Raw genomic sequence first — 18,632 nt, 5'->3', positions numbered from 1 at the left:
ACCCGACAGCCCCGTCCTGGGACTCGCGGCCACGTCAGTCATGGGCCGGCGGCTCCGGATCGTCCGGCGGCGGTTCTTCCTCGGTGCCGGCCCGGCGCTCCGCCTCGGCGAGCAGCGTCACGATCCGGTTCAACTCGGCCGACAACGCGGCGGTGTCCAGGTCTCGCACGCGCTTGGCATCCAGCGTGATCGTCGTGCCGTCGGGCCGCGTCACGATCACCGACACCTGCCCGCGGCGCCCGCGGATCCAGGTCACGAGGGACGCGCCGAGCGCCGCCGCGGTGCTGCCGGGCCCGATCGCGACAAGCAGCAACTCGATCAGCGGCCCGAGCGTGCCCGGCCGCGGCGGCGCATGCCGCGGCGTCACCCGGCCGCGCAGCTCCGGATCACCGGCCAGCCAGTCGTTGAGCTCCACCAATTCGTCAGGATCGGCCGCCCCCGCCAGAACGATCTGAACGTCCACTGATCTCCTCCCGTGGCCCCGGATTTTACCGGCTACCGTCCATTCTCGACCGTGCCAGTATCGGACAATGCACCCGGACCGCTGGCACCTCACCGACGACGTCGATCACTTCCTGGCCCGGGCCGGCGACTTCCTGCGCTCCCGGCCGGCCCTGCACACCATGCCGCTGACCGTGACCGAGAAACTGCGCACCCGCGACCCCTCCGGCGCCGTCCTCGGCCGGCTGGAGCAGGCGGGTACGGTGCGGGCCACCTTCTACCGCTTCCCGTCCCGCGGCCTGAGCGTCACCGCCCTCACCCCGTCGCAGGCCGACGCTCTCGCCGCCTACCTGAGCTCCCTCGGGCACTCGCTTCCCTCGGTCAGCGCCGACCACGCCACCGCCACCGCGTTCGCCGAGGCCTGGCATCGGCACACCGGCGCGACCCCGGCGCTGCGGGTCCGGCTCCGGCTGCTCCGCCTCGGCACCCTCACCCCACCTTCACCGCCCCCGGCCGGTCAGGCCCAGCTCGCCGGCGAGCCGGAGCACGAGCAGGTCATGAGCTGGTGCCGCGAGTTCGCCGCAGACGTCGGCGAGGCCGTCGCGGACTCCTGGGCCGGCACCCGCTTCGCCGAGAAGCGCTACACGTTCTGGACCATTCCGGACGGCACGTCGGTCGCCATGGCGGGGGTGAACCCGCTGGTCGGCGGCCAGGTCCGTGTGGATCCGGTCTACACCCCGGCCCACCTGCGCGGCCGTGGCTACGCGGGCGCCGTCACCGTCGCGGTGAGCCGGGCCGCGCTGGCCGCCGGCGCGACCGACGTCGTCCTGTTCACCAACGCCGCCAACCCCACCAGCAACGCCCTCTACGAACGACTCGGCTACGTCCCGATCGCCGACTGGGCCGGTTACGACTTCGGGTAACCGGCCAGCCGGACGAACAGGGCGTGCGCCGCGTCCACCTCGGCCGGGTCCTCGCCGGCCAGCAGGTCCATCAGCAGGCCCCGGCTGACCGCGACGCCGAGCCGCAGCGCCGCCCGGTCGGTCTCGACGCCGAGCCGCTCCCCGGCCCGCTCGGCGTCGTCCAGCCAACTCGCGGTGAGCCCGGCCGGCCCCGGTGTCCCGCCACGCGCGGCCAGCGCGAACACCTCGAAGAACAGCCGAACGAACGGCCGCACTTCCGGGCTGGACACCGCCCGCCAGACACCCTCCATCAGCTCGCCCGGGGTGGTCGCGGTCTCGGCCAGCGCGGTCATGGTGGCTCGCTGCCGCGCCTCCATCGCCCCGACCACGGCCGCGAGCAGGCCTTCCCGGGACCCGAAGTGGTAGAGCAGCATCCGGTGGCTGGTGCCGACCCCGGCCGCGATCTCCCGCAGGCTGCGGTCGGCCAGCCCGTCGCGGGTCGCGAAGTCCAGGATCCGGCCGAGCAGCTCATCGCGGGATTCAGACATGTACCAGATGGTACAGTGACCGCATGCGATACGAGGTGACGACGGACATCGACGCGCCGGTCGACCTGCTCTGGCGCCTGACCACCGAGATCGACAAGTGGCCGGCCTTCCTGCCGACCGTGCAGCGAGTGGACCGCCTCGACCCGGGCGAGCTGCGGGTAGGCAGCACGGCCCGGCTGAAACAGCCCGCCCAGGCGAGCGCGATCTGGACCGTGACGCACCTGGACCCGATGCGCGAGTTCACCTGGGAGACCAGCCGCCCGGGCCTGCGCCTGACCGGCCGCCACCTGCTGGAGACGACCGGCACCGGCACCCGGATGACCCTGGCGCTGGACGTCACCGGCCGCCTGGCCGGCGTGCTCTCGGCGCTGCTCGGCGGCCCGATGCAGTCGTCGCTCCGCCGGGAGAGCGAGGGCTTCGCCGCCGCCATCCGCTAGTCGTTACTGCTCGCGCATCTCCCAGGGGGAGCCGTATTCGACGAGTTTGTCGAGGAACGGCTGGGGGTCGAAGGCTTCGGGGCCGAGCACGCCGGTGCCGTGCCACTTGCCGGAGGCCAGCAACTCCAGGGCGATGACCGGGTTCACCGCGGTCTGCCAGACGACCGCCTGGGCGCCGTACTCACGCATCGACCACTCGTTGTCGACCAGGTGGTAGAGGTAGACCTCGCGCGGCTTGAAGTCCTTGCCCAGGCCCCGCACCACGGTGCCGGCGCAGGTCTTGCCGGTCATCTTGTCGCCCAGGGTGGCCGGGTCGGGCAGCACCGCGGCCACCACGTCGCGCGGGGACACCCGGGCGGTGCCGACCTGGACCGGCTCGGTGCGGTCCAGGCCCAGCTTGTGCAGGGTGCGCAGGACGTCGATGAACTCCTTGCCCAGGCCGTACTTGAAGGTGACCCGGCCGGCGTCCACCCAGCGCGGGATCAGCAGCACCTCCTCGTGCTCCACGTGGACGCACTCGACCGGGCCGATCCCACCGGGGAAGTCGAAGACCTCCGGCTCGCTCAGCGGCTCGGTGGTGAACCAGCCGCGGCCCTTCTCGTAGATGACCGGCGGGTTCAGGCACTCCTCGATCGTCGTCCAGACCGAGAACGAGGGGGCGAACTCGTAGCCGGCCACCTCGAGGTTGCCGCCGTCCCGGATGCCCACCTCGTCGATCCGGCTGAACAGGTGGTCCGCGGCGTACCGCGCGAAGATGTCGGACAGGCCGGGCTCGACGCCGATGCCCACCAGGGCCAGGCGACCGGCGGCCGCCCAGGCCGGCGCGGCCGCGAACTGCTCGTCGCCCAGCTTCACCCCGGTCTGATGGAACGGGTCGTCGGGGTGCGGGTGCGACAGCGACATGGCCATGTCGAGGTAATCGGCGCCGGCGGCGCGGGCACCTTCGAAGACCGGCATGACGAAGCGCGGGTCCACGGCGTTGAGCACGTGGGTGATGTCGTGGGCGCGGCAGAGCGCGGCCACCGCCTCGGCGTCGGAAGCGTCGATCCGGGCGGCCACGAACCGGTCGTCGCCGACGGTGTCGACGACGCGGGTGGCCCGGGAGAGGTCGAAGTCGGCGACCACGAGGCGGGTGAAGAAATCGCGGCGGCAGGCTATGCCGGCTGCAGCGGATCCGACACCGCCCGCACCGACAACCAGGACGCGCATGGGAAACACACCTTTCGTGTTATAACGGTCTTCTGATCACTGAAACCGTGTCCCAAGAGCCTCTACACCACTGAAACCCTTGTCAAGAGCGATCAACTCTGCGATAAACGCAGATGCCACTGCCGCTCGGAAGGAATGACCCGTGATCGTTCGGTACGGATTCCATTGATCACCGCAAACCGGACGAGCGATTCCATTGCCGTACACCCGCACCCGGGGAAGAATCGCGGCGTGACGGCGGACCTGGCTTTGGATCAGATCAACAAGCAGATCATCGAGCACCTGCAGCGCGACGGCCGCATGTCGTACGCGACGCTGGCCAAGGAGATCGGCCTCTCCGAGGCCGCCGTGCGCCAGCGGGTGCAACGGCTGCTCGACGGCGGGCTCATGCAGATCGTGGCGGTGACCGACCCGCTCACCCTCGGCTTCGCCCGGCAGGCGATGGTCGGCCTCAAGGTGAACGGCGACCTGCGCGCCATCGCCGACGAGATCGCCGACATCCCCGAGGTCGACTACGTGGTGATCTGCGCGGGCGGCTTCGACCTGCTCGTCGAGCTGGTCTGCACCGACGACGAGCACCTGCTCGACCTGCTCAACGAGAAGGTCCGCCCGATCAAGGGCGTCACCTCGTGCGAGACGTTCATGTATTTGAAGCTGGCCAAACAAACCTACGCATGGGGTACGCGATGACCGCTCCGTCCTTCTGGCTGCACTCCCTCGGCCCGGTCACCCCGCGCTCGCCGCTCGACGGCGACCGCGACGTGGACGTGGCCATCGCCGGGGGTGGCTACACCGGATTGTGGACGGCGTACTACCTTTCGCAGCTCGCCCCGCACCTGTCGATCGCCATCGTCGAGGCGGAGTACTGCGGTTTCGGGGCGTCCGGGCGCAACGGCGGCTGGGCGTCCGGGCTGTTCCCGGTGCCGGAGGCCAAGCTGGCGCGCCGCTACGGCGCTTCGCGCGCGGCCGCGATGCATGCGGCATTGGCCGGCGCGGTCGACGAGGTCGGGCGGGCCGCCGCGGCCGAGGGCATCGACTGCGACTACGCCAAGGGCGGCACCATCACGCTGGCCCGCACCCCCGCCCAGCTGCGCCGGCAGCAGGGTTCGGCCGGTTTCGTGGACGCCGCCGAGGCGGCCGCCATGTGCGGCGCGACCGGCGTGCTCGGCGGCGTCTACAGTCCCGACTGCGCGGCGCTGCACCCGGCCAAGCTGGTCCGCGGCCTGGCCTCGGTGGTGGAAGCGCGCGGCGTCACGATCTACGAGGGCACCCGGGTCCAGCGGATCACCCGCGGGCAGATCGTCACCGACCACGGCACGCTGCGGGCCGGCACGGTGGTGCGGGCGCTCGAGGGTTACACCGCCCGGCTCGCCGGGCACCGTCGTGCGCTCGCGCCGGTCTACTCGCTGATGATCGCCACCGAGCCGTTGCCCGAGTCGGACTGGGAGCGGATCGGGCTGGGCCGGCGCGAGACGTTCGCCGACGAGCGCCACATGGTCATCTACGGCCAGCGGACCGCCGACGACCGGCTCGCGTTCGGCGGGCGGGGCGCGCCCTACCACTTCGGGTCGCGCATCGAAGCGTCGTACGACCGGGTGCCGGCCGTCTTCGACAGCCTCCGCGACACCCTCACCGAGATGTTCGGCATCAAACCGGAGATCGCCTACCGCTGGGGCGGTCCGCTCGGCATCCCCCGCGACTGGATGCCGTCGGTCGGCCTCGCCGACGGCTTCGGCTGGGCCGGCGGCTACGTCGGCGACGGCGTCGCGGCCGCCAACCTCGCCGGGCGTACGCTCGCCGACCTGATCGCCGGCCAGGAGAGCGACCGGACCACCCTGCCCTGGGTCGGCCACCGTTCCCGGCGCTGGGAGCCGGAACCGATCCGCTGGGTCGGCATCAACGCCGCCCTGCACGCGACCAGCCTGCGCGACGTGCTGGAGCGCCCGCGAGCGTCCTGAATGGACTACGGTCGCCCGCATGGGTGACCGGGAGTACGACTTCGACACGAGCGTGGCCCACCCCGCCCGGGTGTACGACTACTGGCTCGGCGGCAAGGACAACTTCGTCCCGCCCGGCAGCTTCCTGGCGATCACCCAGCCGGCCAGCGACGTCAACGCCGCCCAGGCGGCAGCCGGGCAGCAGAAATACAACAGCCAGGTCAATACCAAGCAGACCAGGCGTACGCGTGAGCAGACCGCCCAATTCTTCGACGGCCTGGAGCTGGTGCCGCCGGGCGTGGTGCAGTGCCACCGCTGGAAGCCGGCCCCCGACGCCGACCTGTCCCGCGAGGTAAGCGACTGGGCCGCGGTCGCCCAGAAAATCGGATGACGGCCGGCTCCGGCCGGCGCATGCTGGTGCCATGACGACCCGAGAGTTCGTGCGGCCCCCGACGGTGGCCCCCTGACGTTCGCGTCTGTCTTTTTGGCCGCCCACCGGGCGGCCTTTTTCGTCTCCGGCTGCCCGCGTGGGTCCCTCTCTCTCCCACTGCCCGGAGGTTCCCCATGCCCTACCTGACCGACGCCGCTCTCGCCGCCGACCTGGCCGTCCGCGACCTGACCGACCCGGCCGCCGGCCCGCACGCCATCCAGCTGATCCTGGACGCCGTGCTGAACGCGGCAACCGCCCGCTGGCCGTCAATCCCGCTGACCATCCATCGCGGATCGCGGATCGTCGACGTGGCCGACAACTACGACCGGCTCGGCTACTCCCCCGACGCCGCCGCCCGAGATGCGCGCTACACCCGCTATGTCTCCCATGACCGGATGCTGCGCTCGCAGACCTCCGCCCTGATTCCCGGCGCGCTGCGCGCGCTGACCTCCTCGAAATCGCTGATCGCATGCCCCGGCATCGTCTATCGCCGCGACGCGATAGACCGCCTGCACACCGGCACCCCACACCAGCTGGACCTCTGGCGAATCACCACCGATCCCCCAGCACCTGCCACCCCAGACCCAGCCGGCGCTCCCGGCTCGGCCACCGCCCCAGGCCCAGCCGGCGCCCAATGCGCGGCCGGCGCGGCCGGCGCGGCCGGCGCTGCTGACGCCCCTGGCGCGACCGGCGCTGCTGGCGCCCCTGGCGCTGCTGGCGTGGCCGGCGCGACCGGCGTCCACCCTCCGGCCGAGGTTCGCGGGGAGGACATCGGGCACCGATGCTCGGCCGCGGACGAGCTGATCGAGCTGGTGGCCGTCGTGGTGAGCGCGGCGCTGCCCGGCACGCCATGGCGGACCCGCCCGGCCACCCATCCCTACACCACCGGCGGCCGGGAGATTCAGGCCTGGTCCGGGCACGACTGGGTGGAGATCGGCGAATGCGGCGTTGCCGCCGCGCACGTGCTGCAGCAACCCGACCCGAGTGGGCCAGCGCCGGAGCTACAGCGGCCCGCCATGAGCGGGCCTGTGCCAAAGCAACAGCCGCCCGCCACCAACGGAACTGCGCCAGAGCAACGGCGGGTCGGCCTCGGCGGACCGCCGCCGGGGCCGGGACTGCGGCCGCCCTGTCTGCGCGGGCTGGCGTTGGGGCTCGGGCTCGACCGGATTTTGATGCTGCGTAAGGGAATCGCCGACATCCGGCTGCTGCGGTCGGCTGATCCGCGGGTGGCCGGGCAGATGACGTCGCTCGCGCCCTACCGGCCGGTGCCGTCGGGGCCTGCCGCCCGCCGCGACCTCTCGGTCGCGATGCCCGCCGGAATCACCGCCGAGGAGCTGGGCGACCGCGTGCGCGACCTGCTCGGCCCCGACGCCGGGCTGGTCGAGGAGGTCGCGATCCGTTCGGTGACCTCCGCCGCCGACCTTCCGGCGGCGTCCCGAGCGCGGCTGGCCATCCGCGACGACGAGGTGAACGTGCTGCTCCGGGTCATCCTCCGCGACCCGCACGGGACGCTTCCCGGCGCCCGGGCCAACGAACTGCGCGACCGCATCTGGCAAGGGCTCACCACCCGCCCACCGATCGCCGCCGGAGGTTAGCGGTCGGTCGGTAAATGTCGGCGCGAGATCGTAGGTGGTCGTTACCGTGCCTCCATGGTGGATGCGGACGAACGATGGGTGGTCGCCGGGAAGCTGCGGATCTGGACAGAGCGGCTCGGCGATCCCCGGCTTCCCGCGGTTCTGATGATCATGGGGTCCGGCGCGCAGGGCGTCTTCTGTCCGGACGCGCTGGTCGGCCGGCTGCTCGAGCGCGGGGTGCAGGTGATCCGGTTCGATCATCGGGACACCGGGCGGTCCAGCGTCGTCGACTTCGACGCGGAGCCGTACACGCTCGCGGACATGGCCGGCGACTGCCTGGCCGTGCTGGACGGCTATGGCCTGGATTCCGCGCACGTGGCCGGGGCCTCGCTGGGCGGCATGATCGCCCAGTGGCTGGCGGTGCACTCGCCGGACCGGGTGCGGTCGTTGACGGTGATGTCCAGCTCGCCGATGGGTCATGACGCGAGACCGGCGTGGGCCCGGGCGCAGGCCGGAGAGCCGGCCGACCCGGATGATCTGCCACCGCCGGCGCCGGAATTCTTCGCGTCACCGAAGTCCGACCTGGCCCTGTTCCGGTTCTACAACGGGACGGTCCGGACGTTCGACGAGCCTGCCGCCCGGGCGACTCTCGAGCTGGCGCGGTCGCGGGCCACCGACCCGGCCGCCGCGGCCAACCATGACCGGGCCGCCTGGACCGACATCCCCGGCCTGCACGTCCCGCTGTCGTCGATCACCGCGCCGACCTCGATCGTGCACGGTGACCGGGACCCGGTCTTCCCGCTCGCGCACGGCGAGGCACTCGCGGCCGCGATCCCGGGCGCGGTCCTGCACGTCGTGCCGGACATGGGTCACGCCATGACCTCGCTCGGCCTCCCGGAGGAGCTCGCCGACCTGATCCGGCTGTGACCCGAGAGGCGCCAAGCCCGAGCGGCAGCAACGCCCGGAAGGACGATGAAGCCCGCCGCGGGGCTTCCGGCCGCGTCCCGCGCGCGGCTGGCCATCCGCGACGACGAGGTGCACGTGCTGTGCTGCTCCGGGTCATCCTGCGCGACCCGCACGGGGCGTAACCCGGGCCAACGAACTGCGCGCCCCGTGCGGGCCGCTGCCCGGGCCGGCAACTGCGCGACCGCATCGGGAACGGCCTGGCCGGCGGCCGCCAGGAGACCGGCCGGGCTGTCGCCGGACCGGCGGCTAATGCGAAGCGGCGGCGAAGCCAGGGTGTGCGGCGGTAGAAAGGGGGCCATGACGCTCACGCTCTCCGACGATTCGGCGGCGGCCGACTGGATCAGCCTCAGCGAGCTTCCGTGGCAACAGCTCGTGACGTTCGGGCCGGCCGGCTACGAGAGCTACGCGCGGTTGCGGTTGCTGGCCGATCCGGCGCATCCCGGACAGAGCGAGAACGACGCGCCGGACGAGGACTGGCGCGACGATCAGCTGTCGCGTCTGTTCGGGCTGCTCGCCGCGCACACCGCCACCCCGGACGACTGCTACTTCTGTGCCTGGGAAGGGCTCGCCCAGGGCAACCCGCCGGCCCCGGCCCCGCAGGTGATCGTGCCGAACCGGCGCTACTGGCTGTTCCGTGGGCCGCTGACCGACGCGGGACAGTGGCCGGCGTCCTACCGGCTGCACGACGCCGAGCCGGCCTTCGCCTGGCCGGCCGACCGGGCCTGGTGCGTCACCCGCGACGTCGACCCGCACTGGGCCGGCATCGCCGGCCCAGCCTCGCTTATCGGTTACCTGACCGCCGACCCGGACCTCGACGTCGTGGCGGCTGACCCGGCCACGCCACAGCCGGCCTATCGCTGAGACAGGCAGCGACGGCTGAAGACGGAGACGGCCGGTCTCCCCGGGAGATCACGCGGATGTGGCGGATCTCGACCATGGGTGACCGGCCGTCACCACACCCGGCGGCCCCGAATCGGGGTCACCGGGCAGTTTTGTCAGAGCGGGCGGATGTTCTCCGCCTGCAGGCCCTTGGCACCCTGGGCAACATCGAACTCGACCCGCTGGTTTTCCTCGAGGGTGCGGAAGCCCGAGGTCGCGATGGCCGAGAAGTGCGCGAAGACGTCACCGTCGCCGCTGTCCTGGGTGATGAAGCCGAAGCCTTTGTCCGCGTTGAACCACTTGACGGTTCCGGTGGCCATTCTCTACTCCTTGTTGACCGTGAGGAACCGCACCGTGCGGGACCTCTCGCGCCGCAGTGTTGATGACCCGCTGTATCGACGAAACACAAAACGCCCGGCGGGCCGAGTTGCCCATCAGGCGTTCAGAACGTCTTAGGAAATCAAATCTGCAACGCGGCCAAGCTAGCACAGAAAGCACTCCATCGGTGTGCCACACCACAGGCCGGAAACCGCCGCGGTGCCGGTCGGCACCGCGGCGGCTCATCGATTCAGCCGGCGATCACTTTTCGCAGCAGGCGGTACGCCCGGAGGTTGTCGCCCGACGTCTGGGCACGGTCGGCCTCGGCGAGGTCGGATCGCCAGGTCAGGCCGCCGTGACCGGAGATCACCCGGGCCTGGGCGGCGTCCCGCAGACCGTCCAGCCCGCTGCCCCGGCCACCGGTGCGCAGTCCCCACCCGTACGGGAAAAGGGGTTGGTAGTTGGGGTCTCCGACGTTAATCGGAACCTGGTCCACAGTGGCCGGCCAGGACACCGGCAGGCGGCCGGTGAACGGGCGCTTGCCGAACAGCACGTCGGCGACGCCGCTGCCCTCGCTGCCGGGCAACCAGGAAGCGACCAGCGCGTCGATCTCGCCGAGCTGATCGGTGATCACCTGGGGTCGGCCGGAGACCAGCAGCACCACGCAGGTCGGCACGGCCGCGCAGACCCGGTCGACGACCGCCCGGTCGCCCGGTTGCAGGGTCAGCGACTTCGGTTCGGCCTGCGGCGGGGTGCACCAGCCGCAGCTCGGACCGCCGACGTCACCGAAGCCTTCGGCGTACGGCGTCTCGCCCACCACGACCACCCCGACGTCGGCGCCGCCGGTCGGCGCGGTGCCGTCCACGCTGAAGGTGGCCTGCGGAGCGACCTGGCGGATAGCCTGCAGGATGGTGGTGCCGGGAATGGCCGCGCCGGACCGGCCCTGCCAGTCGATGGTCCAGCCGCCGGCCTGGTTGCCGATGTCGTCGGCGTTGCGGCCGGCCACGTAGATCTTCGCGGACTTCCGCAGCGGCAGCGCCCGGCCGGCGTTCTTCAGCAGCACCTGCGACTCGGCCACCGCTTCGCGGGCCACCGCCCGGTGCGCGGCGCTGCCGACCTGCCCGGCGTTCGCGGCCGACGCGTACGGGTGCTCGAACAGGCCGAGCTCGAACTTGGTGCGCAGGATCCGCCGGACCGCGTCGTCGATCCGGGACAGCGGCACGCCACCGGACGCCACCTCACCGCGCAGCACCTCCTCGAACCGGGCCGCGGTATTGGGTTCCATGAACATGTCGATGCCGGCGTTCACCCCCACCCGCACCTGAGTGGCGGTCGGCAGCGGCGTTCCGGGCGGCGCGGACGGGTCGGGGATCTGGTGGATCCCCTCCCAGTCGCTGATCACCAGGCCGTCGAAGCCGAGGTCACGCTTGAGGGTGCCGGCGATCAACTCCCGCGAGGCGTGCATCTTGGTGGGGTTGCCGACGCCGTCCTCGGTCCAGTCCACACTGGAGAACGACGGCATCACGCTGCCGGCATCGTGCTTGCGGATCGCGGCGGAGTACGGAGCCAGGTCGATCCGGGCGAAATCGGCCCGGCTGGTCACCGTGATGCCCTGGTCGATGGTGTAATCGCCGGCGGCCGAGCCGTACTCGGTGTCGCCGTCCCCCGCGTAATGCTTGACGGTGGCCAGCACCCCGCCGTCCTGCAGCCCGTCGATCGCCGTCTCGAGCCGGATCACCAGCGACGGGTCCTCGGCGAAGCTCTCGTAGGCGCGGCCCCAGCGTTCGTCGCGGGACACGCACACGCACGGCGCGAAGTCCCACGGGATGCCGGTGGCCCGCACCTCGGCCGCGGTGGCCCGGTAGACCCGTTCCACCAGGTCGGGGTCGCGGCTGGCACCGAGCCCGACGTTGTGCGGGAAGACGGTCGCGCCGTACACGTTGCCGTGACCGTGCACGGCATCGATCCCGTAGATCATCGGAATCTTCAGGGGCGTGCTGAGGGCGTACGCCTGGAATTGATTGACCATCGCCACCCAGGCGGCCGGGGTGTTGGGGGTGGGCACCGACCCGCCGCCGGAGAGGACCGAGCCGAGGCGAAGCGAGGCGACCTGCGATGGGTCGGGCGCCATGGCGCCCCGCTCGGCCTGGGTCATCTGGCCGATCTTGTCGTCGAGCGTCATGCGCCGCAGCAGGTCCTCGACCCGCTTGCCGATCGGCTGTCGCTGGTCGAGGTACGGCGCGGTGGTGACCGCACCGGTCGGGACCAAGGTGGTCTGGGTGTCGAGTGCCGCAGGGAGTGGCAGCAGCATCGCGGCAAAAGCGCCGGCCGCCGTTCTTCTGAGGATGGTTGGTCGCACGCCGTTCCTCCAACAGTCGGGGAAGGGGACCTCACTCGCTCGATCCTCACCCGAGCGTGACGACCTGGTAACCGTCATGTTCCGCCCAGCCCGCACCAACCGGCATATCGACAGCAATCTTTGCGATTGGCTCCGTCCCGGACGCCCCGAGGCCGGCCGGCCCGAAATCCCGGTGCCGGGTCGACCGCGGATCGATACTCTGGGCCGCCATCGATCACGGCCTCGGGGAGAATGTGTGAACGCGCTGGGTGAGCTGGTGGAGTTGCGGGCGATGGGCCCGGAGGACGCCGACGCGCTGTGGCGGTGGAACCACGATCCGGAAGTCATGCGGTTCATGGTGGAGGGCTATCCGCAGACGCCGGAGACCGTTGCGCAGCGGCTCACCGAGCGTCCGCGCAACTCCTACGGCGACACCCTGTTCGGGGTGCAGAGCCGGGCGGACGGCAGGCTGATCGGGCTGATCGCGCTGCACGGCGCGGAGCCGGAGACCGGGACCGCGGAGCTCGACATCTACCTCGGCGAGAAGGATTACTGGGGCAAGGGTTACGCCACCGACGCGATGCGGACCGCCTGCCGGTACGGCTTCGACCGGATGCGGCTGCACCGGATCTGGCTGACCGTGGTGGTCGGCAACGACGCCGCGCACCACGTCTACCAGAAGATCGGCTTCGTCGACGAGGGCCGGCTGCGCCAGGCGTTCCGCCGGGACGGCCAGTGGCTGGACGCGCACCTGATGGGCCTGCTGTCCGGCGAACTGCGCTGAGCCGGCCGGGTCAGAACAGCGTCGGCTGGGCCGGTGGAGCGGCCGGGGTGCGGCGTTTGCCGAACAGGGCGAACCGGTCCGAGGTGGAAAGGCGTCGACCTGCTGCCCCGCCCAGCGGTGCTCGTTCATGCCGGCCACCCTGCCACGGGGGTACGACAGAAAACGGCCCCGGCTTCTTGAGAAACCGGGGCCGCTTCGTACCAGCGTCAGAGGCGGTTGGAGGCCTCGGTCAGGACCGAGCGGAGGATCTGCTCGATCTCGATGAACTGGGCCTCGCCCGCGATCAGCGGCGGCGCCAGCTGGATCACCGGGTCGCCCCGGTCGTCGGCGCGGCAGTACAGGCCGGCCTCGAACAGGGCGCTGGAGAGGAAGCCGCGCAGCAGCCGCTCCGACTCCTCGTCGTTGAAGGTCTCCTTGGTGGCCTTGTCCTTCACCAGCTCGATGCCGAAGAAGTAACCGTCACCGCGGACGTCGCCGACGATCGGCAGGTCGTACAGCCGCTCGAGGTACGACCGGAACAGGTCGCTGTTCTCCCGGACGTGTCCGTTCAGGTTTTCCCGCTCCATGATGTCCAGGTTGGCCAGCGCCACCGCCGAGCCGACCGGGTGGCCGCCGTAGGTGATGCCGTGCGCGAACCAGTTGGTGCCCTGCAGGAACGGCTCGGCCAGGCGCTCCGACGCGATCATCGCGCCGAGCGGCACGTAACCGCTGGTCAGGCCCTTGGCCACGGTGATGATGTCGGGCGTGTAGCCGTACTTCTGGCCGCCGAAGTATTCACCGAGCCGGCCGAAGCCGCTGATCACGTCGTCCGAGACCATCAGTACGTCGTACCGGTCGCAGATCTCGCGGACCCGCTGGAAGTACCCGGGCGGCGGCGGGAAGCAGCCGCCGGCGTTCTGCACCGGCTCCAGGAAGACCGCGGCGACCGTGTCGGGACCCTCGAACTCGATGGCCTCGGCGATCCGGTCGGCCGCCCAGACACCGAACTCCTCGAGCGACATGTTCTCGTCGGGGCGCCGGTAGTAGTTGGTGTTCGGCACCCGGAAGGTGGACGGCACGAGCGGCTCGAAGTCCTGCTTGAGCGCGGGGATGCCGGTGATCGACAAGGCGCCCATCGAGGTGCCGTGGTAGGCGATCGACCGGGACAGCACCTTGGTCTTCAGTGGCTTGCCGGTGTGCTTGAAGTAGGAGCGGGCCAGCTTCCAGGCCGACTCGACCGCCTCGGAACCGCCGGTGGTGAAGAAGACCCGGTTGAGGTCGCCCGGAGTGAGGTCGGCCAAGCGGTCGGCGAGCTCGACGGCCTTCGGGTGCGCGTACGACCAGATCGGGAAGTAGGCCAGCTCGCTGGCCTGCTTGGCGGCCGCCTCGGCCAGCTCGGTCCGGCCGTGGCCGGTCTGCACGACGAACAGCGCGGACAGGCCGTCGAGGAACTTGCGGCCGGTGCTGTCCCACACGTAACAGCCGTCGCCGCGCACGATCATCGGGATGTCGTTCTTCTGGTACGACGACAGCCGGGTGAAGTGCATCCACAGGTGGTCACGGGCGTCGCCGGCCAGCTTCGCGTAGTCGGGTGACTGAAGGTCGGTCAAGGTGAAACTCCTGCGCTCAGAGGGTGGCGAAAGCTTGTTCGAGAAGGGTGAGCCCGCGGTCGAGCTCGTCGTCGCTGATGATCAGCGGGGGCAGCAGCCGGATCACGTTGCCGTAGGTGCCGCAGGTGAGCAGCAGCAGCCCGGACTCGTGGGCGGCCTTGGCGATCGCCGCGGTGGCGGCGGCGTCCGGCTCGATCGAGCCGGGCACGACCAGTTCGACGGCGAGCATGGCGCCCCGGCCGCGGATCTCGCCGATGATCGGGTGCTTGGCGGCGAGGGCCTCGAGGCGGGGCCGGGCCACCGACTCGATGTGCCGGGCCGCGCCGGCGAGGTCGAGTTCCCGCATGGTCTCGATGCTGGCCAGGGCGGCCGCGCAGGCGATCGGGTTTCCGCCGTAGGTGCCGCCGAGACCCCCCGGGTGCACCGCGTCCATCAGTTCGGCGCGGCCGGTGACCGCGGCCAGCGGCAGGCCGCCGGCGATGCCCTTGGCCGTGGTGATCAGGTCGGGCTCGATACCCTCGTCCTCACTGGCGAACCAGGACCCGGTGCGGCAGAAGCCGGTCTGGATCTCGTCGGCGATGAACACCGCCCCGGCCTGCTTGCTCCAGGCGGCCAGCGCCGGCAGGAAGCCGGCGGCGGGCACCACAAAACCACCCTCGCCCTGAACGGGCTCGATCAAAACCGCGGCGACGTTGCTCGCGCCGACGTGCTTCTCGATCTGCCCGATGGCGTACGCGGCCGCGTCTGCTCCGGAACGCCCGCCGTCCCGGAACGGGTAGGACATCGGCACCCGGTAGATCTCCGGAGCGAACGGCCCGAACCCCTGCTTGTACGGCATCACCTTCGCGGTCAGTGCCATCGTCAGGTTGGTGCGGCCGTGGTAGGCGTGGTCGAACACCACGATCGCCTGCCGCCCGGTCGCGTGCCGTGCGATCTTCACGGCGTTTTCCACCGCCTCGGCACCGGAGTTGAACAGCGCCGACCGCTTCTCGAAGTCACCCGGGGTGAGCGCGGCCAGTTCCTCGCAGACCGCGACGTACTGCTCGTAGGGCGCGATCATGAAGCAGGTGTGGGTGAACCGCTCCACCTGTTCCTTGATCGCGGCGACCACCTTGGGCGCGCTGTTGCCGACGTTGGTGACCGCGATGCCGGCCGCGAAGTCGATCCACTCGCGTCCGTCCACATCGGTCATCGTGCCGCCGCCCGCGCTGCTCACGTAGGCCGGGATCATGCTGCTGACCCCGCGCGCCACGACCGCGCTCCGGCGCCGGTGCAGGTCGTCGGAGGACGCCATGTCTCAACTCCTTCAAGCTTTGAACCCCGATCATTTCACCGATTCCGTCGTTTGCAAGAGCCACAACAACTATTTCCGCGCCAAGACGTCGGTTACGCTGCCGCCGTGATCCCCTTCTACGTCGCCGGCCGCCCGACGGTCGGTCTTGAAACCCTCACGGTCCGTCACCCATTCGACACGTCGGTCGTCGGTGAGACCTCCCTCGCCACGGAGGAACAGGTCGAAGAGGCGGTTGCCGCCGCATTTGCCGCGACCGCGCCGACGGCCGCGCTGAGTGCGGCCGCCCGGGCCACCGCCCTCGACGAGATCAGTACGCGCATCAAGCGCCGTGGCGAGGAATTCGCCCAGCTGATCACCGCCGAGAACGGCAAACCGCTCAAGTGGGCCCGCGCCGAGGTGGCCCGCGCGGTCAGCACCTTCCGCTGGGCGGCCGAGGAGGCCCGCCGCTTCTCCGGCGACCTGCAGCGCCTGGACACCGACCCGTCGGCGGCCGGCCGGATCGCCCTGATCCGCCGGGTCCCGCGCGGCCCGGTGCTGGGCATCGCGCCGTTCAACTTCCCGCTGAACCTGGTCGCCCACAAGGTGGCCCCCGCGCTGGCGGTGGGCGCCCCGATCATCGTGAAGCCGGCCCCCGCCACTCCGCTGACCGCGCTGCTGCTCGGCGAGATCATGGCCGGCCTGGACCTGCCGTACGGCATGTTCTCGGTCCTGCCGATCCCGAACGACCGGGCCGCCGCCCTGGTCGCCGACCCCCGCCTGCCGGTCGTGTCGTTCACCGGTTCCGGCCCGGTGGGCGCCCAGATCCGCGCGGCCGTACCGCAGAAGCACGTGACCCTGGAGCTCGGCGGCAACGCGGCCGCCCTGATCTGCCAGGACTGGGACGACCTGGACTTCGCCGCCCAGCGGGTGGCCACGTTCGCCAACTACCAGGCCGGCCAGAGCTGCATCGCGGTCCAGCGGGTCTTCGTGCACCGCGACCACGTGCTGTCGTTCACGCCGAAGCTGATCGCCGCGGTCGAGGCCCTGCGCACCGGCGACCCACGCAACGAGGCCACCGACGTCGGCCCGGTCATCAACGAGGACGCGGCCCGCCGCATCGAGGACTGGATCGCCGAGGCGGTGACGAAGGGCGGCCGCATCCTGACCGGCGGCACCCGCACCGGAACCTCGATCACCCCGACCGTCCTGACGGGCGTCCCGGCCGACGCCAAGGTCTGCGCCGACGAGGTCTTCGGCCCGGTCCTGGTGCTGACCGTGGTCGAAGACGACAAGGCCGGCCTGACCGCCATCGACGACTCGGCCTTCGGCCTCCAGGCGGGCGTCTTCACCCGCCGCCTGGACCTGGCCTTCCAGGCCCACCGCCGCCTGAACGTAGGCGGCGTGATCATCGGCGACGTCCCCAGCTTCAGAGCTGACCAGATGCCCTACGGCGGCGTAAAGGGCAGCGGCTCCGGCCGCGAGGGCGTAGCGAGTGCCATGGACGACTACACCGAGCCCCGAGTCATGGTCCTGACCGGTATCGCACTCTGAACGAAAGCCGCCCGCCCCCGAAAACATCGAGGGCGGGCGGTCCTCCGGGTCTTCAGGAGTCGAAGCCCAACCCCATCGCGTCCAGGGTGCGGAGCCACAGGTTGCGTTTGCCCTGGTTGGCGTCGGCCTGGGCGGTGGACCAGCGGGTCAGCTGGATCACGCCGCTGCGGATCGGCTCGGGCGGGAACGGGATCGGCTTCGAGCGGACCATCTTCAGCCCGGTCAGCTCGGTCGGTTTCCCGGAGAGCTGGTCGAGCATGACCTTCGCGCCGAAGCGGGTCGCGCCGACGCCCAAGCCGGTGTAGCCGGCCGCGTAGGCCAGGCGGCCGCCGTGGGCGGTGCCGAAGAAGGCGCTGAACCGGCTGCAGCAGTCGATCACGCCGCCCCACTTGTGGGTGAAGCGCAGGCCCTCCAGCTGCGGGAACGTCGTCGCGAAGTGCGACGCCAGCACCTCGAACGTCGACTCGCGCTGGTCCTGGGACGGGTCGATCCGGCCGCCGTTGAAGTAGACGGCGTCGTAACCGCCCCACAGGATGCGGTTGTCGGCGGTGAGCCGGTAGTAGTGGAACTGGTTGCCGGAGTCGCCGATGCCCTGCCGGTTGCGCCAGCCGATCGCGGCCAGCTGCGATTCCGACAGCGGCTCGGTCATCAGCGCGTAGTCGTAGACCGGGATGACGAACTGCTGCAGCCGCTTGAGCAGCCGGCCGTGCGCGCCGGTGGCCAGCACCACCTTGCGGGCCCGCACCGAGCCGCGCCAGGTGTGCAGGGTCAGCGCGGCGGCCGAGGCGGCAATCCGCTGGACCGGCGAGTTCTCGTAGATCCGGACGCCCAGCGACAGGCACGCCTGCCGCAGACCCCAGGCCAGCCGGGCCGGGTCGACGAGCGCGCAGCCCGTACGGTCGAAAACCGCGCCCTTGTAGGTGGGCGAGTCGACCTCCGCGCGGACCGCATCGCGGTCGAGCAGGGTGACGTCGAGACCGTGCGCCAACTCGGCGGCGTGGCCGGCCTGCAGGTCGCGCCACTGCCAGTCCTCGGTGGCGACGTGCAGCTCGCCGGAGCGGCGGAAATCGCAGTCGATCCCGTAGCGCTCGACGGCCGACTCGATCTCGTCGAGATTCTCCTGGCCGAGGCGCAGCAGAGTGTCCATCTCGCCGGGGAAGCGCGACATGCCGTTGTCGAAGCCGTGAGTGATGCTGGCGGCGCAGAAGCCGCCGTTCCGGCCGGAGGCCGCCCATCCGGCCGTGCCCGCCTCGACGATCACCACGTCGAGCGAGGGGTCCCGCTCCTTGGCGATCAGGGCGGTCCACAGGCCGCTGTACCCGGCCCCCACCACCGCGAGGTCCGCGGTGGTGAGGCCGTCGAGCGGGTCGGCGGGGGCCGGAGCCCCCGCCTGGGTGAGCCAGAACGGCTCAGGAATCGCGTCTTTCAGATGGAACAGGGGCGAACCCACGAGTTA

At 71.0% G+C, this 18,632-nt stretch carries 18 protein-coding genes; 10 read left to right on the top strand and 8 right to left on the bottom strand.

All coding sequences use genetic code 11. From position 1 onward, the window contains the following. Window positions 1-34: 34 nt before the first annotated feature. The gene (locus Ate02nite_RS23715) at window positions 35-463 is read right to left on the bottom strand and encodes an effector-associated constant component EACC1 (RefSeq protein WP_203809146.1); all 429 of its coding nucleotides are present in this window, start codon (window positions 461-463) and stop codon (window positions 35-37) included. A 67-nt stretch (window positions 464-530) separates the two neighbouring features. Between Ate02nite_RS23715 and Ate02nite_RS23710 the strand changes: the two genes are divergently transcribed. After that, window positions 531-1,364 carry a GNAT family N-acetyltransferase gene (locus Ate02nite_RS23710; protein ID WP_203809144.1) on the top strand — a complete coding sequence of 278 codons (834 nt, stop codon included), beginning with the start codon at window positions 531-533 and terminating at the stop codon, window positions 1,362-1,364. Here Ate02nite_RS23710 and Ate02nite_RS23705 read toward each other — a convergent pair. Then, window positions 1,349-1,891, bottom strand: coding sequence for a TetR family transcriptional regulator (locus Ate02nite_RS23705; protein ID WP_203809142.1), 543 nt, complete (start codon window positions 1,889-1,891; stop codon window positions 1,349-1,351). The two genes, Ate02nite_RS23710 and Ate02nite_RS23705, sit on opposite strands and share 16 nt — an antisense overlap. A 23-nt stretch (window positions 1,892-1,914) precedes the next feature. On the opposite strand from Ate02nite_RS23705, the gene Ate02nite_RS23700 reads away from it, so the two are divergent. Then, window positions 1,915-2,328: an SRPBCC family protein gene (locus tag Ate02nite_RS23700; RefSeq protein WP_203809140.1), complete on the top strand. Its 414-nt coding sequence runs from the start codon at window positions 1,915-1,917 to the stop codon at window positions 2,326-2,328. A gap of 3 nt (window positions 2,329-2,331) precedes the next feature. Here Ate02nite_RS23700 and Ate02nite_RS23695 read toward each other — a convergent pair whose 3' ends face one another. Next, window positions 2,332-3,537, bottom strand: coding sequence for a saccharopine dehydrogenase family protein (locus Ate02nite_RS23695; protein WP_203809138.1), 1,206 nt, complete (start codon window positions 3,535-3,537; stop codon window positions 2,332-2,334). A 231-nt stretch (window positions 3,538-3,768) separates the two neighbouring features. Between Ate02nite_RS23695 and Ate02nite_RS23690 the strand changes: the two genes are divergently transcribed. The 6 genes from Ate02nite_RS23690 (at window position 3,769) to Ate02nite_RS23660 (ending at window position 9,305) form a co-directional block, all read left to right on the top strand. After that, the gene (locus tag Ate02nite_RS23690; RefSeq protein ID WP_203809136.1) at window positions 3,769-4,227 is read left to right on the top strand and encodes an Lrp/AsnC family transcriptional regulator; all 459 of its coding nucleotides are present in this window, start codon (window positions 3,769-3,771) and stop codon (window positions 4,225-4,227) included. Further along, window positions 4,224-5,495 (top strand): NAD(P)/FAD-dependent oxidoreductase, encoded by a 1,272-nt coding sequence (locus Ate02nite_RS23685; protein ID WP_203809134.1) that lies wholly within the window; start codon window positions 4,224-4,226, stop codon window positions 5,493-5,495. Before Ate02nite_RS23690 ends, Ate02nite_RS23685 begins: the two co-directional genes overlap by 4 nt. 19 nt (window positions 5,496-5,514) lie before the next feature. Continuing rightward, complete coding sequence (locus Ate02nite_RS23680) at window positions 5,515-5,865, top strand: SAM-dependent methyltransferase (RefSeq protein ID WP_203809132.1); 351 nt, start codon at window positions 5,515-5,517, stop codon at window positions 5,863-5,865. A 173-nt stretch (window positions 5,866-6,038) separates the two neighbouring features. Beyond that, entirely contained in the window at window positions 6,039-7,499 is a 1,461-nt protein-coding gene (locus tag Ate02nite_RS49500; protein ID WP_275422957.1) for a tRNA ligase subunit PheS family protein, read from the top strand. Window positions 7,500-7,553: 54 nt separating this feature from the next. Next, complete coding sequence (locus tag Ate02nite_RS23665; RefSeq protein ID WP_203809130.1) at window positions 7,554-8,405, top strand: alpha/beta fold hydrolase; 852 nt, start codon at window positions 7,554-7,556, stop codon at window positions 8,403-8,405. Between the two features lie 336 nt (window positions 8,406-8,741). Then, window positions 8,742-9,305 (top strand): hypothetical protein, encoded by a 564-nt coding sequence (locus tag Ate02nite_RS23660; RefSeq protein WP_203809128.1) that lies wholly within the window; start codon window positions 8,742-8,744, stop codon window positions 9,303-9,305. A gap of 134 nt (window positions 9,306-9,439) precedes the next feature. Here the strand turns inward: Ate02nite_RS23660 and Ate02nite_RS23655 are convergent, their stop codons facing one another. Further along, entirely contained in the window at window positions 9,440-9,643 is a 204-nt protein-coding gene (locus Ate02nite_RS23655) for a cold-shock protein (RefSeq protein WP_203809126.1), read from the bottom strand. 248 nt (window positions 9,644-9,891) lie between these two features. Continuing rightward, window positions 9,892-11,952, bottom strand: coding sequence for a glycoside hydrolase family 3 protein (locus Ate02nite_RS23650; protein ID WP_203809660.1), 2,061 nt, complete (start codon window positions 11,950-11,952; stop codon window positions 9,892-9,894). Between the two features lie 283 nt (window positions 11,953-12,235). Here Ate02nite_RS23650 and Ate02nite_RS23645 point away from each other — a divergent pair, with 283 nt between their 5' ends. Next, the gene (locus tag Ate02nite_RS23645; protein WP_203809124.1) at window positions 12,236-12,763 is read left to right on the top strand and encodes a GNAT family N-acetyltransferase; all 528 of its coding nucleotides are present in this window, start codon (window positions 12,236-12,238) and stop codon (window positions 12,761-12,763) included. 206 nt (window positions 12,764-12,969) lie between these two features. On the opposite strand, the gene Ate02nite_RS23640 is transcribed toward Ate02nite_RS23645, so the two are convergent. Both Ate02nite_RS23640 and gabT read right to left on the bottom strand, forming a co-directional pair. After that, on the bottom strand, window positions 12,970-14,352 hold the full coding sequence (locus Ate02nite_RS23640; RefSeq protein ID WP_203809122.1) for an aspartate aminotransferase family protein: 1,383 nt from the start codon (window positions 14,350-14,352) through the stop codon (window positions 12,970-12,972). Between the two features lie 16 nt (window positions 14,353-14,368). After that, complete coding sequence (gene gabT, locus Ate02nite_RS23635; RefSeq protein WP_203809121.1) at window positions 14,369-15,646, bottom strand: 4-aminobutyrate--2-oxoglutarate transaminase; 1,278 nt, start codon at window positions 15,644-15,646, stop codon at window positions 14,369-14,371. A 105-nt stretch (window positions 15,647-15,751) separates the two neighbouring features. Between gabT and Ate02nite_RS23630 the strand changes: the two genes are divergently transcribed. Further along, window positions 15,752-17,176 carry an aldehyde dehydrogenase family protein gene (locus Ate02nite_RS23630; RefSeq protein ID WP_203809119.1) on the top strand — a complete coding sequence of 475 codons (1,425 nt, stop codon included), beginning with the start codon at window positions 15,752-15,754 and terminating at the stop codon, window positions 17,174-17,176. 52 nt (window positions 17,177-17,228) lie between these two features. On the opposite strand, the gene Ate02nite_RS23625 is transcribed toward Ate02nite_RS23630, so the two are convergent. Next, complete coding sequence (locus Ate02nite_RS23625) at window positions 17,229-18,626, bottom strand: NAD(P)/FAD-dependent oxidoreductase (protein ID WP_203809117.1); 1,398 nt, start codon at window positions 18,624-18,626, stop codon at window positions 17,229-17,231. Window positions 18,627-18,632: the final 6 nt, after the last annotated feature.

The sequence above is a fragment of the Paractinoplanes tereljensis genome, assembly GCF_016862435.1.
In the GTDB taxonomy this organism is placed as follows: Bacteria; Actinomycetota; Actinomycetes; order Mycobacteriales; family Micromonosporaceae; genus Actinoplanes; species Actinoplanes tereljensis.
This window is presented reverse-complemented; position numbering and strand designations above follow the sequence as displayed.